General features: G+C 42.0%; 17 protein-coding genes. 6 read left to right on the forward strand and 11 right to left on the reverse strand.

Translation table 11 applies throughout. The features are described from left to right. Nucleotides 1–142: 142 nt before the first annotated feature. Complete coding sequence (locus tag FHS10_RS27680) at nucleotides 143–1,147, reverse strand: Gfo/Idh/MocA family protein (RefSeq protein ID WP_259097302.1); 1,005 nt, start codon at nucleotides 1,145–1,147, stop codon at nucleotides 143–145. Here FHS10_RS27680 and FHS10_RS27685 point away from each other — a divergent pair, their 5' ends adjacent. Then, complete coding sequence (locus FHS10_RS27685) at nucleotides 1,148–1,297, forward strand: hypothetical protein (RefSeq protein WP_259097304.1); 150 nt, start codon at nucleotides 1,148–1,150, stop codon at nucleotides 1,295–1,297. It abuts the gene before it with no gap. Here FHS10_RS27685 and FHS10_RS27690 read toward each other — a convergent pair. From FHS10_RS27690 to FHS10_RS27710, 5 genes are all read right to left on the reverse strand, one after another. Continuing rightward, the gene (locus FHS10_RS27690) at nucleotides 1,279–2,352 is read right to left on the reverse strand and encodes a hypothetical protein (RefSeq protein WP_259097305.1); all 1,074 of its coding nucleotides are present in this window, start codon (nucleotides 2,350–2,352) and stop codon (nucleotides 1,279–1,281) included. The genes FHS10_RS27685 and FHS10_RS27690 overlap by 19 nt on opposite strands. A gap of 123 nt (nucleotides 2,353–2,475) precedes the next feature. Beyond that, on the reverse strand, nucleotides 2,476–3,366 hold the full coding sequence (locus tag FHS10_RS27695; protein WP_259097307.1) for a class I SAM-dependent methyltransferase: 891 nt from the start codon (nucleotides 3,364–3,366) through the stop codon (nucleotides 2,476–2,478). Between the two features lie 251 nt (nucleotides 3,367–3,617). Continuing rightward, the gene (locus tag FHS10_RS27700) at nucleotides 3,618–3,908 is read right to left on the reverse strand and encodes a four helix bundle protein (protein ID WP_259097308.1); all 291 of its coding nucleotides are present in this window, start codon (nucleotides 3,906–3,908) and stop codon (nucleotides 3,618–3,620) included. Between the two features lie 177 nt (nucleotides 3,909–4,085). Further along, on the reverse strand, nucleotides 4,086–4,838 hold the full coding sequence (locus FHS10_RS27705; protein WP_259097311.1) for an ABC transporter ATP-binding protein: 753 nt from the start codon (nucleotides 4,836–4,838) through the stop codon (nucleotides 4,086–4,088). Beyond that, nucleotides 4,835–5,566, reverse strand: coding sequence for an MlaE family ABC transporter permease (locus tag FHS10_RS27710; RefSeq protein WP_259097312.1), 732 nt, complete (start codon nucleotides 5,564–5,566; stop codon nucleotides 4,835–4,837). Before FHS10_RS27710 ends, FHS10_RS27705 begins: the two co-directional genes overlap by 4 nt. Before the next feature lie 175 nt (nucleotides 5,567–5,741). Here FHS10_RS27710 and FHS10_RS27715 point away from each other — a divergent pair, with 175 nt between their 5' ends. The 3 genes from FHS10_RS27715 to FHS10_RS27725 all read left to right on the forward strand — a co-directional run bounded on the left by FHS10_RS27715 (nucleotide 5,742) and on the right by FHS10_RS27725 (nucleotide 8,259). After that, on the forward strand, nucleotides 5,742–6,446 hold the full coding sequence (locus FHS10_RS27715) for an SDR family oxidoreductase (RefSeq protein ID WP_259097314.1): 705 nt from the start codon (nucleotides 5,742–5,744) through the stop codon (nucleotides 6,444–6,446). Nucleotides 6,447–6,635: 189 nt separating this feature from the next. Continuing rightward, entirely contained in the window at nucleotides 6,636–7,253 is a 618-nt protein-coding gene (locus tag FHS10_RS27720; RefSeq protein ID WP_259097316.1) for a PspC domain-containing protein, read from the forward strand. Between the two features lie 4 nt (nucleotides 7,254–7,257). Continuing rightward, complete coding sequence (locus FHS10_RS27725) at nucleotides 7,258–8,259, forward strand: toast rack family protein (RefSeq protein ID WP_259097319.1); 1,002 nt, start codon at nucleotides 7,258–7,260, stop codon at nucleotides 8,257–8,259. Nucleotides 8,260–8,364: 105 nt separating this feature from the next. Here the strand turns inward: FHS10_RS27725 and FHS10_RS27730 are convergent, their stop codons facing one another. Both FHS10_RS27730 and FHS10_RS27735 read right to left on the reverse strand, forming a co-directional pair. Next, on the reverse strand, nucleotides 8,365–8,757 hold the full coding sequence (locus tag FHS10_RS27730) for a type II toxin-antitoxin system VapC family toxin (RefSeq protein ID WP_259097321.1): 393 nt from the start codon (nucleotides 8,755–8,757) through the stop codon (nucleotides 8,365–8,367). Beyond that, nucleotides 8,745–8,951 carry a hypothetical protein gene (locus FHS10_RS27735; RefSeq protein ID WP_259097323.1) on the reverse strand — a complete coding sequence of 69 codons (207 nt, stop codon included), beginning with the start codon at nucleotides 8,949–8,951 and terminating at the stop codon, nucleotides 8,745–8,747. Before FHS10_RS27735 ends, FHS10_RS27730 begins: the two co-directional genes overlap by 13 nt. Before the next feature lie 199 nt (nucleotides 8,952–9,150). Between FHS10_RS27735 and FHS10_RS27740 the strand changes: the two genes are divergently transcribed. Then, nucleotides 9,151–9,852, forward strand: a complete 702-nt coding sequence (locus tag FHS10_RS27740) for a carboxypeptidase-like regulatory domain-containing protein (RefSeq protein ID WP_259097326.1) — start codon at nucleotides 9,151–9,153, stop codon at nucleotides 9,850–9,852. Between the two features lie 120 nt (nucleotides 9,853–9,972). On the opposite strand, the gene FHS10_RS27745 is transcribed toward FHS10_RS27740, so the two are convergent. Next, nucleotides 9,973–10,596, reverse strand: coding sequence for an NUDIX hydrolase (locus tag FHS10_RS27745; protein WP_259097328.1), 624 nt, complete (start codon nucleotides 10,594–10,596; stop codon nucleotides 9,973–9,975). 155 nt (nucleotides 10,597–10,751) lie between these two features. Next, nucleotides 10,752–11,528, reverse strand: coding sequence for a hypothetical protein (locus FHS10_RS27750; protein WP_259097330.1), 777 nt, complete (start codon nucleotides 11,526–11,528; stop codon nucleotides 10,752–10,754). Between the two features lie 130 nt (nucleotides 11,529–11,658). On the opposite strand from FHS10_RS27750, the gene FHS10_RS27755 reads away from it, so the two are divergent. After that, on the forward strand, nucleotides 11,659–12,918 hold the full coding sequence (locus FHS10_RS27755) for a prephenate dehydrogenase (protein ID WP_259097332.1): 1,260 nt from the start codon (nucleotides 11,659–11,661) through the stop codon (nucleotides 12,916–12,918). A 77-nt stretch (nucleotides 12,919–12,995) separates the two neighbouring features. Here FHS10_RS27755 and FHS10_RS27760 read toward each other — a convergent pair whose 3' ends face one another. Further along, nucleotides 12,996–15,461, reverse strand: a complete 2,466-nt coding sequence (locus FHS10_RS27760) for a M1 family metallopeptidase (RefSeq protein WP_259097334.1) — start codon at nucleotides 15,459–15,461, stop codon at nucleotides 12,996–12,998. Nucleotides 15,462–15,501 lie beyond the last annotated feature (40 nt).

Here is a 15,501-nt window from a genome sequence, read left to right on the forward strand (position 1 = left end):
CTTGCTGAGAAATTCAACGAAAACAGATAAACATGGAGCCAATACGTTGCAAACATAGAGGCCGCATCATTTGAATTATGATACGGCCTCGTTTTGGTTTTATGGTAAATTAATTTTGTCCTTGGTCTTTGATCCTTAATCCTTATTCATCAAGATCTTGATTCTTGACTCTTAATTCTTGATTCTCTTCCAAAGGGTAAACCAAACCAATCTGCGCCCTTGCCCGGTCAATCATATCAATCATCTGGCGGGACATTTGATGTGGGATAATCGGACTTTCGGTAGCTCCTGTTTTGATCAGGTTGCAAAAGTGTTCAAGTTCGTAGTTTAAGCCGCCGGCTGTGAAAGATTCGTTGATCTCAATGCTGCGCCCATCTAAATAGTCGATGGTAGCCCTTACCGGGTTCCACCAGTTTTTGTGAATGGTGACGTGACCAAGCGTGCCGGCTATCAACGCATCGCCTTTACCATGCAGGTCAAAGCCCGCGTACAATTGCGAAAATCCGCCCGCGTGTTTGGTTTGAAAAATGGCAAACATATCAATCCCGGTTTCGCCAAAACGACCCATGGTTTGTACTTCTTGCAGGTCGCCAAGCCAGTCGATGGCTAAAAAGGCCTCGTAAATGCCTATCTGCATTAAGCTGCCTCCAACCAGGTCAAGATTATAATTTGGATGATCGGGCGGACAATCGGCCACTGCCGAACCAGCACGTACATAGCCCACCCGGCCGATAGGATCTGTTGCCAGGTATTCTTTTAAACGGGTATATAATGGATAGAAGGGAGGTTTCATACCTTCCATAAATAACAGGCCGGTTTCTTTTAACACGGCAAGTACTTCATCTAATTCGGAGAGATTTACAGTCGCAGGTTTTTCGCAAAGCACATGTTTGCCGGCTTTGAGTGCTGCAATACTGTAGGCCGCATGGCTATCGGGAAGCGTTGCGATATATACGGCATCAATATCGATGGCCAGTAAATCGTCGATAGTATAGCAGGCAACACCACCGTACCTCGCTACAAAATCATCAACCGTAACAGCTCTGCGCGAAAATGACGCAACCAATTGTACGCCATCCACAGCCGCGAAACCCTGCATAAATCGTTGAGCAATGCGCCCGCAACCGATAATTCCAAATTTGATCATTTGAGTGACGAGTTTAGAGTGGTAAGTTTTGAGTTTCCTTTAAACGCAAAAAGTGATGAGTTTAAAGTATCAGCCATATCATATGAAGCTAATAACTCAAAACTCATCACTTTTTACTTTGAACTGTTTGCCTATTGGTACTGGATGTAAATAGGATATGGTTTATATCTTGATAAAACTTCCTCTGGTGTTAACATGTGGTGAGGCGCTTTTTTGATATCGTTTTTGTAAAACAATTTAAAGCCTGTAAATTGTACCGGCTCCTGGTTAATAAAGTAGCGGTAAGTGCCGGTTTTCAAATCAGGTTCGCCCCAGCCGTCCATATCCATTACCAATTGAACTTCCGGGTGTAATTTGATGTTTTTATAATTGGTCACCATTTTTTTAGTAAAGCGGTGAACAATTAAAATTTTAGCCGGAAGACCGTTCTTCTTTACAATTTTGGCCAAATGGTCAGATACAAAGTTGATATCAGCAGCATCATAAGTGCCAATTTTACGACCAGGTTTGCTGCCATCTTTCATCGAAAACTCAGGGTCCATACCAAAATGTACTTGCGGCATAGCCAGGTATTTATCTAACAAAGGCAATTCGGCCTGTATATTACTTAAGGCTACCTGCACATCTAAAAATACAATAGCGTGGGCTTTTTTAGCTAATACCAATACACTGTCAATCTGTTTAAATGGCATGCGGTAACGGAATTTGCCGTCTTTACCACCATCACCTTGCGCAACTACTGCAATGTAATGTAATGCAGGCTGAACCGGTGTTTTAGGATCGGCTTTTTCCCAATGTTTAACTTCGCCTTTTAACTTGGCCAGCATTTCGTTAGGAGGTAATTCGCCTAAAATACCCATCTTTTTGCTGTATAAGTTACCGTAAAAAGCAACCACACGTTTAAATGGCAAAATTGCGCCGCCAATAGGGTATGGGGTATTTTTAACAGGCCATCTGCCGGTGGTATCGCCATGAGCGTTAAATTTCATTAACGAATCATATAGCTTATGATCTATCGGCGGATAATCAGATTTTTTTACGCTCAGGGTATCTGCAGCCTCGGCCTTTGCCGAATCGGCAGCGGTTTTAGGAGCAGTTTTCTTACTATCTGTTTTACCGGTTTTATCGCTTTGCGAACAGCCGGGTAATAGTATTAGGGTTGATAAGAGCAGGGTTGCAGATAGTAGGATGTTTTTTAATTTCATGTGCATTGAATGTTCCGTAAATGGCAGGTGTGTGTAAGATGTATTGTAAATATAAACTAATTTTCAGCTACTTATAATGCAATAAGAGGGGGGATAGCTTGGCGCAAATATAGATATTGAAAATTAATTACTTTTAACTTTATGAAACTTTCCAAAAACACCCAAAGGTAGTTTTGAGCCTGCTGTGGCTTGTAAATAAAGTTCGCCAATTTCCAGGTTCTCTACCTTGGGAAAGGCGCTTTTGATCAGGTTTTCAATAATTACTGAAGAAAAACCAAGCGAGTAAGTGTTGAGGATCAGAAAATGTTCTTCCGGGTCAAGCAGTTGCATCACATCGGCCATCATCTCGTTAATGTTATCTTCTAACTTCCATTTTTCGCCGTTTGGTCCATTGCCATAAGCGGGTGGATCAAGGATGATACCGTTGTATTTTTTGCCGCGTTTTAACTCGCGTTTTACAAATTTCAAGGCATCCTCAACAACCCAGCGGATGTTACTAAGCCCTGAGATCTCCTGATTTTCGTTAGCCCAGGTTACTACCTGTTTAATAGAATCCACATGCGTAGTATCGGCACCGGCAGCCTGGGCTATCAATGATGCCCCGCCGGTATAAGCAAATAGGTTAAGTACTTTGGGTTGTGGTGTTTTAAAGCGTTTAATGTTTTGGGTGATATAATCCCAGTTAACAGCCTGCTCGGGGAAGATCCCCAAATGTTTAAAAGAAGTTAGCCCTAACCTAAACTTGATAGCGGCATCGTTATTTTTATATTCAATATGCCAGCGATCGGGAGTTTTCTGATCTTTTTTAACCCAGTCGCCCGCGGTGGCAGATCGGCCTTTAAATTTTATATGGTGTAAACGCTGCCATTCAGAAGCAGGCATGCCTTTGCTCCAAACCGCCTGTGGCTCGGGGCGGATAAGTATCGTATTCCCAAATCGCTCCAGCTTTTCAAAATCGCCGCAATCAATCAGTTCGTAATCTTTCCAGTGCGTTGGGGTGAGGAGTTGAATCATCTTTTTAGTATCAAGTAGTAGATTAGTATCAAGTAGTTAGTATCAAGTATCAAGTATCAAGACAGCTGCACTTGTATGGCGCAAATTTAGTATCTTTTTTTGGATAGAGGATTTCGAAGCACCGTTCGCGGTTATTAACCTAACCCAAAATCTTGATGCTTGCTACTAACTACTTGCTACTAAATTAAACGTTGAGGCTTTTTTGTAAACCATAGATCATTTTTTGAATGTCGTTAATCTGTATACAAATGCTATCTAATATGTATGTCCTGTGTGACATAGCCGAACTCTTTGGCAATTATAAATTGAGTTTCCAATTCAAAGGACGAGCCTAATGCAATATTTAGAAACTGATGTAATTCTTTATTTGATTTTCTGCCGCAACCTTCAGCTATATTTGAAGGAATAGAAACAGCGGCGCGAACCATTTGAGAAATCAAGCCATACTTTTCTTCAGATGGGAAATTTCGACATAATTGAAAAGTAGTTTTAGATACCTCAATACCGGCTTTCCATACTTTTAACTCTTTAAAATTGTGCATCCGTTTGGTATCAAGTAGTTAGTATCAGGTATCAAGACTGTAGTATTATCTTGTAAAGATATTGTATTGGATGATGTCTTAAACCATCTATTCAAAAAATCTTGATACCTGATACTGATTACTTGATACCCCTAAAAAGGTCTTGATACTTGATACTAACTACTTGATACTATACTACTATAATTTCGCTTTCGCCGCTCTCATGAACCTGCTGGCAAATACAAATTCGTTAAGTTCTTTGTTGTCGGTATGGGCAATTTCTTTGTTGCTGCCTTCCCACCATTTTTTGCCCTGGTGTAAAAACACAATATGATCGCCAATGCCCATTACCGAGTTCATATCGTGGGTAACTACAACGGTGGTCATGTTATACTCTACAGTAAGCTCGCTAATGAGGTCATCTATCAGAATAGAGGTAACCGGGTCGAGGCCCGAGTTGGGTTCGTCAACAAAAAGATATTTGGGTTGCATGGATATGGCACGGGCAATACCTACACGCTTTTTCATCCCGCCCGATAGCTCGGATGGGAATAGTTTATTTTTACCGGCAAGGTTAACGCGTTCCAGGCAAAAGTTGGCCCGGTCGCGTTTCTCGGCTTTTGATTGGTTAGTAAACAGGTTAAGGGGGAACATGATGTTTTGCTCGACTGTCATACTGTCAAACAGCGCCGAGTTTTGAAAAAGCATACCTATATGTGTGCGGATTGGTACACGTTGCTCAAAGCCCATATCGGTAAAGTTTTCGCCATTAAAAAGCACATCGCCGCTGGTAGGTTCATGCAAACCTACAATACATTTCAATAAGGTAGTTTTACCAGAGCCCGATCCACCTATAATAAGGTTGTTGACGCCCGGTTTAAATATGGAACTGATACCTTTAAGTACCTCGTTATCGCCAAATTTTTTGTAGATGTCCTGGATCTCGATCATAAGAAGAGGCGGGATATAATTAAATCGAACATTAAAATCATTACGCAACTGTAAACCACGCCACGGGTTGCTGCCTGGCCCACTTCAAGAGCGCCGCCAGATACATAAAAGCCCTGGTAGCTGCAGATGGTAGTGATGATAAAGCCAAACACTACCGATTTAACCAAACAGGTAGTAACAATGATAGGATTAAAACCATCAGATAAACCACTGATAAAATCAAAAGTAGTTACTTCGCTTGAGGTAAGGCAGGCAATATAACCACCGGTGAAGCCCAATAGTACCGATACGATAACCAATAGCGGGAACATGGTAACGCCCGAAATTACTTTAGGTGATATGAGGTACCCCGGGGCATTTACGCCCATAATTTCCAACGCATCAATTTGTTCTGTAACCCGCATGGTGCCAATTTGTGACGCCATGCTTGAACCAATACGACCGGCAAGTACCAGCGCTGAAATGGTTGGACTAAATTCCAATATCGTCGAGTCGCGGGCAATGCCACCTACTACAGATTTAGGGATTAGCGGACTGATAAGCTGGAAAGCGGTTTGGATAGTAACAGCTGCACCTATAAACACAGATATGATCATGATGATACCGAGGGAGCCGATACCTGCCGATACCATTTCGCGCATTACTTCGGCCCAGTACACCGAAAACTTCTCGGGTTTTCTAAAACTTAAACGTAGTAATAGTATATATCTGCCTAAACTTTGAATCATAGATGTATAAAAAATCGGATAAAATTACATTTTTAAATTTAGCTTACCGCCCGCTAATGTTTAATTGCTTAAAATAGACGCTTTTTATGGGCTATTATTACAGCTTACGTAAATTAGCGGCTGTTAGCTTTAAACTATATTAAATAAATACCGCACATCAAACCAAAATACCATTATGAAAAACGCACTCATCACCGGTTCAACAAAAGGCATGGGCCGTGCCATTGCCATTGCATTTGCTAATGAAGGATTAAACGTGGCAATTTGTTCTCGGAATGAAAAAGAATTATTGCAATTTAAAAATGAGCTGCTTGCGGCTAATCCCGGCGTACAGGTATTTGCCCAGGTGGCCGATGGCAGCAACAAAACCCAGTTAAGGGATTTTGCATCTGCAGCACAGCAACAGTTGGGTTTTATAGATGTGGTAGTAAACAATTTAGGCATGTTTACACCAACAAGTATTTTGGATGATGCAGAAGATACTTTTGAGAAACAATTAAATACCAATTTGATCCCAACTTATGAGCTTTATCGTTTTTTTGGTAAAACGATGGCTGCGGCACATAAAGGACACTTTTTTAATATCTGTTCGGTAGCATCATTAAATCCGGTTGTACAGGCGGGTAGTTACAGCATAACCAAATACGCGCTGTTGGGCCTAACCAAACTCATGCGGCTTGAAATGCAGGATCATGGCGTAAAAGTAACGGCCATAATTCCAGGTTCTACATTAACGGATTCATGGAAAGATGCTGTTGTTGATAAAAATACCATGGTACTGCCAGAAGATATCGCATCGGCAATTATCAATATTTACAGGATGAGCCCCGGTGCCAATGTGGATGAGATGATCATTAAACCCGCGCCGGGACAGTTGTAAGAACCATTTAACCGGGTATTTGCAACGGTTTACAGGCGGCGGGCTTTCGCCGGAGGTTTTCACCGCCAAAACCCGGCAATTCACCGACTTGTTGCCCGTACTAACCTATATTGTATAGGTGTTTTAAGCCAGCCGTAGTACTTTTATATCATCAAACAAACACAAACTTGAACGATATCTGATTAAATTATGGAAAAGAAACTTTACCGGGATGAATACCGGAAGAAAATAGGTGGGGTTTGCGCCGGATTGGCCGAATATTTCGATATTGACGTAGCAGTTATAAGAGCTATGTTTTTACTCACCTTTATATTTATGGGTACCGGTCTTATGGCTTATGTAGTACTGTGGATAGTATTACCCAAAAAAGGCCCGGCCTATTTTAACCCAGGCGTTGATTACAGGATGCATCAACAACAGCCTTATAGCCCGTTTGAAAGCACAGGTCCTGCACAAAGCGCTCCTTATGAGCCAGGGCAGGAAACACCGTACAGCTTTAATGCACCCAAAAAATCGGCATCAACAGTTGGTGTAATTGTGGGGATGTTCCTGATATTTTTTGGCGCGGTATTTTTGCTTCACGAATTGCACCTTATATTCTTTTGGCACGTTGCCAAATTATGGCCTGCAATTTTGGTAGTAGGTGGTATAGCTATCATCGTATCTGGTCAAAAGAAACAGCCATGGGAAAAAGACAACTGGCAAAATAATGCCACTGTTGAGCCCGAGGCAAAAACCACAGATGAAGCCCCTTTAAAGGACGAGCCTAAAGACGACAACTTTAATAACCCAACATCAACTATATAATATCATGAGAAGCGATAAATTAATTCCAGGTGCTATCCTGGTATGCATAGGAGCCATATTCCTGCTTCACAACTTTCACGTGATTGATTTTCACTGGATGAATGTACTGCACCTTTGGCCTATATTTTTGATCATAGGTGGTGTAAACCTGGTTTTTGCAGGTAATAAATCGCCACTGGCAACTACTTTAAAATTAGGTGTGGTGGTTGCAGGTTTCGCATTGCTGTTATTCGGTCGCTTTGGCGATAACTATAACTTTTGGCCTGGCAGCGTTGTGCACTGGGATGATAATAACAACGATAATGGTGATGACAATAACGATAATAACGACGACAGCGACAGCACTGATACCGATCATGGCGTAGTTAAAATTGAAGGCAGCAGTATATTTAACAAGGAGTATACACCAGATGCTAAACTGGCCCGCCTTAACATCAGTGGTGGTGGTACTACATATGCACTTAGTGACACAACAAACCAACTGTTTAAAGCCGAGACCAAAGAGTTTTATGGTAAGTATGAATTTAATACCTCCAAAGAAGACTCAGTTTATGTTTTAAACCTGAAGATGAAGAACAATAAAGGCTGGAATTTTGATTCGGAAGATAACAAATCAAACCGTGCCGATATTCAACTTAACCCTAATCCTATCTGGGACATCTATGTAGAAACCGGTGCAACAAAATTAGATTTTGATTTAACCAAATTCAAAATAAAAAGTGTAACTTTAAAAGGCGGAGCAGCCTCATTTGATGTGAAGCTTGGGCAACCTTTGGAGAAGACAAATGTTGAAGTTTCAACAGGAGTATCAGAGGTTACCATCAATGTACCAAAAGATGCAGCCTGTAGCATTAATGCAAATACAGGCTTATCGTCAAGCGAGTTTCCGGGCTTTAGTAAAAAGGATAACAATACCTATGAAACAGCAGGATTTGATGCCGCCAAAAACAAGATATACATACACATGAGTGGTGGTATATCTGATTTTAAAGTGAACCGTTATTAAACCTCCCAAACATAAACCGGGACAGTACTAACATATATTTATTAAAGCCGCTTTATGAAAATGGAGCGGCTTTTTTGATTTGAAACTAATGTGTTTTAAATCAGTTTATGTTATGGCATTAATTGCCCACGGGTCGATGACCTTTAAGCCTCCTATCTTTTTAAAGTCAGCTGTATTTCTTGAAATTAAAGTAAGCGCTAAAACTTTCGCGCTGGCTGCTATAATAGCATCCGGAGTCTTTATTTTATGCTTTTTTCTGATTTGTATAGTTTGGTCAATTGTTTCCTCAGAGAGTGGGATTATTAGGCAGGCACCAATAAAATCATTCAATAATGCATCCGTGTTGACCGTGTTTTTAAATCCTAACACTTCAATTTTAGTCATCACTGAAATGATAGGAGCTTCATTGATGATATTGCCGAGCCAGGTCATCGCTTCTTCGGGCATAGCCCCGCTTAAATAATCAATAATAGCATTGCTATCTATTAAATATCCCATTCTTCGCGACTTTGCTTTATATGTTCCTGGAGTTTTTTGGCATCGGCGATAGGCAACTTACCGGCAAACCGATCCGATAGCCTTTCTTTCGGGGCGGAAGTATTTTTGAGTACTTTAATCAAATGCAGTTTCTCAAGCTCTTTGATTAAGTTGTATGCATTTTGATTGGTGACCTCTATCAGTAATGTATCCATTGCTAAATTTTGTAATCAAATTTACCTATTTTTTTACAATACTTTAAATCTCGTTTTGTGTTTGGGCCGCAAAATCGATTGCTTAAAATCTCATTAGCCTCACTCTTTTGTCATTAATCCTTTACAATGCCTTATTTATGTTAAAATGAAAACCATTGTTGCAAAAAATAGGTTTATTTTACAGCTTATATCTACTACTATGAAACCTACCTATTATTTATTGATCGCCGTTTTGTTTATTACCATGAACGCCAGTGCACAGGATGTTTTAAAAGGTACGGTGTATGAGCGCAACAAAAGCGATAAACTGGCGAATGTTTTTGTTAAAGACATCAATAATAAACAGATCACCATTACAGACGATAATGGTAATTTTACCATCCGTACCCAGATAGGTCATACGCTAATCTTTAATTCACCCGGCTATACATCAGATACGCTATATGTGACAGATCTTCGTCAAAAGCGGGTGGATATGGTTTCGCAAACCATATCGTTAAGGCAGGTGAATGTAACCGATACTAAGGAAGTATTTGATCCGCATAAAGAGTACCCGGAGGTTTATACCAAAAGTAAGGTTTCGGTAATGTCGCCATCAACCTGGTTTAGTAAAGAAGGTAAAGATGCAAGGCGCTTAAAAAGATACTTTAAACGTGAAGAAGAAGAAAGGCAGATAGACGAAGCCTTTAATGTTGATTACGTGAAAAGCGTAGTGCCATTAAGAGGACCAGAATTGGAAAACTTTATGTCGATGTATCGCCCAAGCTACGCTTTCCTGAAAAACAATAACGCGCCGAGTATGACGGTTTATATTAACGATGCTTATAAGAAATACCAGGCTTTACCCGCTACTAAAAAGGTATTACCTAAGTTGGCACCAGCCCCTGCCAGTTTGCAGTAGGTAGTTTGCAGTTGGCGGTTTGCTCTGCATAGGGATTTGCAGACTTACGAAGTTTTTAAAACTTCGTAAGTCTTTCGCCGCTTTGTTATTTTAAGTCTAATAGCGCGGAAATTAACCAACTCAATCCGCTGTCGCGCTCAAATCCCCATCAATTACCTTTCTATAAAGTAACTCAATCTGGGTTTTCAAAATCCTGTCTTCCGATAGTTCGGGTAGATTATTAATATCAAAATAGGCTACATCCAACACGTCAAAACCTTTGTTAAGGGTGGTTGAAACAGCTTTGCAGTAAAATACCATTTTATATACATAAAAAGGTTGTGGCGGGTGTGAGTGCATCTTTTTATCAAATACCGCCAGCAGGCGCTCTGGAACAACATCCAGTCCGGTTTCTTCCTTAAATTCTTTGGTGATCACTTCTGTGGCGCTATAACCTATATCAGCCCATCCGCCGGGTAACGACCATTTGCCGTCGGCGCTTTCCCTGGCCAGCAGTATCTTGTTTTCGGCATTGAGCAGCAGGCCGCGTACATCCACTTTTACAGTAGGGTAGTCGGTTGGTATCGGGAAGTTAAACTTAATGTCCTCGGTGCCCCAGCCGGTAACGTTATCCAGCATCTCGGTGCTTATTTGCTGGAATTCGTGATAACGTTCAATGTCGTATTCGTTCTTGGCATAAAGCAAGCCAACATCGGCCACCGAACGCAGGCGGCCTATGAGGGTTAAAAGTTCGTTGTTGTTCATGGGGGATATAAGATGTCATCCTTGTTTCAGAAACCTGAGATGCTAAGCGTACTACACAGGGCGGATACCTGTCCTGTGGGTTGCCGAAACAAGTTCGGCATGACTTCGATTTTTATAGATCCGAAATCGAAAATTCCCAATTCCGAAATCAAAAACTATCCCCTGCCTAACAATTCATCAAGCTTGTTGCGCTCGGTTTGCAGTTCGCGGGCCAGTTTCTTTTCCTTTTCGTTGGCTTTGGCTTTGTAAGTTTTGTATTCTTCGTCAAGCTCTTCGTATAGTTTAATGCGGTATTTAGCTTCACGGCTATGCGCGCCGGAACGGGCTATAACAATTACCGCAGCCAAACCGAAGATGATCACCAAACCCCACATCACTAAATTGTAGGTTGCCTTTGTAAAAGATATTCCAACCAGGCTAATCTCGTCACGTTTAGCGTTAGCTTCAGCCAGGGTCTGGCCTTTGGTGGTCGCGTCGGTTTTTAAACTGTCAATTTCCTTTGTTTGCGCAGCTAAAGTGGTTTGTCCCGCCTTAAGCTTGCGGCGCTCAATGGTTAACGAGTCCTGCAGGTTTTTCCACAGGGCCTGCACCAATGGCTGCTGGTAGTGGTAAAGTTTACTCAAAAGATACTGATATTGCCCGTTAAGACTTTTATCCTTTGCCAATGCCGAATCTGCAGCGGTTAGCTTGGGTTGACTATATGCATATTTTGGCGGATAGGCCGCTGCCGGTTTCGCACCTGCCGGCACTGGCACCGTTGGGCTATATTTTACTGCCTGCTTTGTATAAGCAGGCTTTAAAGGAGCTGGCGCTTTTACTACAGATGGTTTGGCGGCCGCTTTTTTAACCGTATCCTGGGCAAAGCCCAAATTGATACCGCCTAAAATAATTGCCAATAAAATAAAGATCCGAAATATAAAATGCTTGTTCATCATGTAAAATTAGGTATCTCAATATTAACAAAACACTGTTTCAACGGTTATTGTTATATTATCCCGAGCTTTCTGATCGCTAATGTAAGCTTTAGTACGGAATTTTGCTACTCATAGTTATATTAGCGGCATGAATATAGGCATCATTGGCTTGGGTGATATGGGGCGTTTATACGCAAAGGCTTTTGCAAAAGCAGGTTATACCGTTTCTGGGTGCGACCTGCCCGAAAACCGCGATAAGCTGGAAAATGAATTAAATCCGCTTGGGATTACCGTGGCAGAAAATGCGCATGAAATATCGCGCACCAATGATCTGATCATTTATTCTGTTGAGGCCGATAAGTTGGAGCAGGTAGTGGCCGATTGCGGTCCGCTTACCAAGTACGGCGCTATTGTAGCCGGCCAAACATCGGTGAAGCATCCGGAGATAGCCATTTTTGAAAAGTATCTGCCTGCCGATGCGCAGATCATCACTTTTCACGCCATGCATGGGCCGGGCTTTGATCCTAAAGGACAAACCCTCATCCTGATCCCGCACCGCGCCAAAGCCGATGCTTACCAGCGCATGTTTGATCTGTTTACCGCGGTAGGCAGCGATATTGTAGAGATTAAGGACTACCACGAGCATGATAAAATTGTAGCCGATACCCAGGCCGTTACCCACGTAGGTTTCGAGAGTATGGGTACCGCATGGAAAGCAGCCGGCTTTTTCCCCTGGGAAAATGCGTCATACCTTGGTGGTATTGATAATGTAAAGATATTGACAACCTTGCGTATTTTTAGCTATAAAGCACACGTGTATGCGGGCCTTGCCATATTAAACCCCTACGCGCGCCAGCAGGTTAAGCGCTATGCCGAATCAGAATCGGATTTGTTTAAGCTGATGATTAAAGAGGAGGCAAAAACGTTTAGAGAGCGCTTATACCGTGCCCGCGATTTTGTTTTTCATGAAAGTCGCAAGCCCATTATGCTGAACGATGTGGTGATGAAGGAGTTTTCGCTTTCACAAAATGCTGATCATCAAAAGCCAAACTCGCACCTGAGCATATTAAGCATGGTTGATGCCTGGTATCATCTTGGCGTAAACCCATATGATAACCTCATTTGCCAAACCCCGCCATTCCGCCTGCGTTTGGGGATTGCCGAGTACCTGTTCAAGAATGAGCAGCTTTTAGAAGAATCAATAGAAACGGCTCTTTATGATAAAACCATCCGGGGCGACGATCTGGAGTTTCATTCGGCGGTAAGGGAATGGTCGGCCATTATTGGTTATGGCGATATGGAGGGTTATAAAAAGCACTTTAACGAAGTGCAGGCCTTTTTTAGCGACAGGCTGGAAGAAGGTAAAACCCAAAGTGCCGAATTGATCAGAAGGTTGATGATGGAATAGGGTTGATTTCGGAATTGGGAATTACGATGTAGGATTTATAATTACATGAGCCCGATAGCGGGCCGGGCTCGTGTAACTTACTTAGCCCTATTAATTTCCTCAATAGCATCGTTTGCCATTTTTACAGATACTGTATCCTGCATTGCTGCGCGATGTGTTTTTATCTGCGTTAATATCCCAATGATTTTTGGGCCTACATACTTCTTATATTCAACGCCAAGCTTTTTGATCTCGGTAATGCCTCGCTGTACGTTGGCTTGGTTTTTTATTCTGCCAATATAATCGGCAAATTTTTCGGTGAGTTTATACCGCGACTCTTCAAAGCGACTCATGTAAAAATGGAATACAAAATTCCATTTATCGTCGCCGGCGTTGGCTGTGTATACGGTATATAAGGCATTGGTAAGGTCGTCCTTATTGTCTTTTTCATACAAAGGAGCAAGGGCCATCGCCTCGGTTGGGTTTATCTGGTTTATTGCCCACAAAGCTGCACCCTGCACTGCATATGAGTCACTTTTTAGCGCTTGTTTTAATAAACCCATGTTTGCAGGCTTTTTTAATTTGCCCAAAAACACAATGGCCTGTGCACGACTTAGGCTAACGCTATCCTTTTGGGCCATATCAACTATTAAAGGGTAAGCCGCAATGCGTATGGTGTCGTTATCCATATTTAGGGCCTGCATTGCTTTAAGGCGTAAGCCATAGTATTTGTCTTTTAACGCCATTAGTAAGATTTGTTGCCCGGCTGCCGTTTTTTGCTGAGTCGCAGCATCAATCGCTTCATATCGGTCAAGGTATAAAGGAGCATTGGCGTATTGAAAAGTATATTCCTCCGGTGTTTTGTTGTCGATTTTTTTTGCAACTAATATTTTGTCGGCTTCTACATTGACCAGGTCTGGTTTTTTATCTGCATGAAAAATGAGGGTATCTGCTTTTTCGCGCATCCAAACCTGGTGGCGCGTCTTTTTGCTATCGGCATAAATATCAATAGCCATTGGCAAAGTAAAGGTTTGCCCGGTTTGGGTTTGCTGCAGGTAAATAGTTTGTTTTTTTTCTGCCTGGTCCCACTTATAACTGATATTCAATACGGGGTGACCGGCACCGTAATACCATTGGTTGAAAAACCAGTTCAGATCAAGTCCGCTGGCGTCTTCCATAGCAAGGCGGAGCTGCTGGGCTTCGGCATTTTTAAGCGCATTTGTTTTAAGATAAATATTTAAGCCTTTATAAAAAGCATCGTTACCTAAATAGTGCCTCAACATATTTAATATACGACCGCCTTTTTGGTAGGTAACGCCATCAAATACATCCTGGCTATCATTATAATAAAAACGAACCAGGTGCTTTGCCGCGTTTTGAGGATTGTTGAGGTAGCCTTGCAAGCCTTCCTGGATATGCTCATCTGCCGCGTCCTGCCCGTAGCGATGTTCGGCCCAGAGTATTTCGCCCAGGTCGGCAAATGATTCGTTAAGGGTTAGGTTGCTCCAGCTTTCGGTGGTAACATAATCTCCAAACCATTGGTGAAAAAGCTCGTGGATACTGCCAAAATCATAGTGTATCCTGTCAACCAGCTCGCGTTTGGTAGCCTGGGCACCATCGCCGGTCATCATCGCTGTCGTATTTTCCATGGCACCGCTTACATAATCACGCACTGTAATTTGCGCATACTTATTCCATGGATAGTCGATACCCGTAATTTTCGAAAAGAAGCCGATAGCCTCGGGTGTAAAGCCAAAGATATCCTTTGCGTAGGGTGCAAATTTGGGTTCTACGTAGTAGCTTACCTCTTTGCCGTGCCAGCTATCGTGATAAATACTGAAATCGCCAACTGCCATCATAAACAGGTAGGGTGCATTGGGCCATTCCATTTTCCAGGTATCGGTGCGGGTATTGTTGGAGTTTGTTTTTTGTGATGCAAGCCGGCCATTTGATAAAGTGACATACCTGGCCGGAACAGTCATGCTTATTTCACTGGTGGTTTTTTGATTGGGCTTATCAATAGTAGGGAACCAGGCCGATGAACTTTCGGGTTCGCCTTCTGTCCATATCTGGGTAGGTTTATCTTGCTCTGCGCCGTCGGGGTTAATAAAGTAAAGGCCCTTACCGTGCTTGCGTGAAGTTTTTAATTCGTTGGGTTTTGCTGTGTAGTCGATGTATATCGTATATGTTTCATTGTTATGATAAACCTTATCTAACTGAATGGCCACAGTAAGACTATCGTAAGCAAATTTAAGAGGAAGCTTTTTGCCGTATTTTATAACTGAAATATCCTTAAGGTCCATTCCTTTGGCATCTAACCTTAAAGTATCGGTGGGGTAAAAGTGAGGCTTTAAGGTTATCCACTCCTTGCCGTACAGGTAACGTTTTTTATAATCAAAGCTTACATCGAGTTTGGTATGTACCAGGTCATTGATCTTAGCCGGTGTTTCCCGGTATATTTTGCTTATGCCATCTGTCTGTTTTTCCTGGGCACTTAACGGCGTAAGTCCATCAATGGTGGCTAAACAAGCACAACATAACAGGGCGGTAAGCAACTTTTTCATATTCGTTTGGTTTGATACAAACAAATACATGTATTTGCAT

This window comes from Mucilaginibacter dorajii, from assembly GCF_024808255.1.
Lineage (GTDB): Bacteria > Bacteroidota > Bacteroidia > Sphingobacteriales > Sphingobacteriaceae > Mucilaginibacter > Mucilaginibacter dorajii.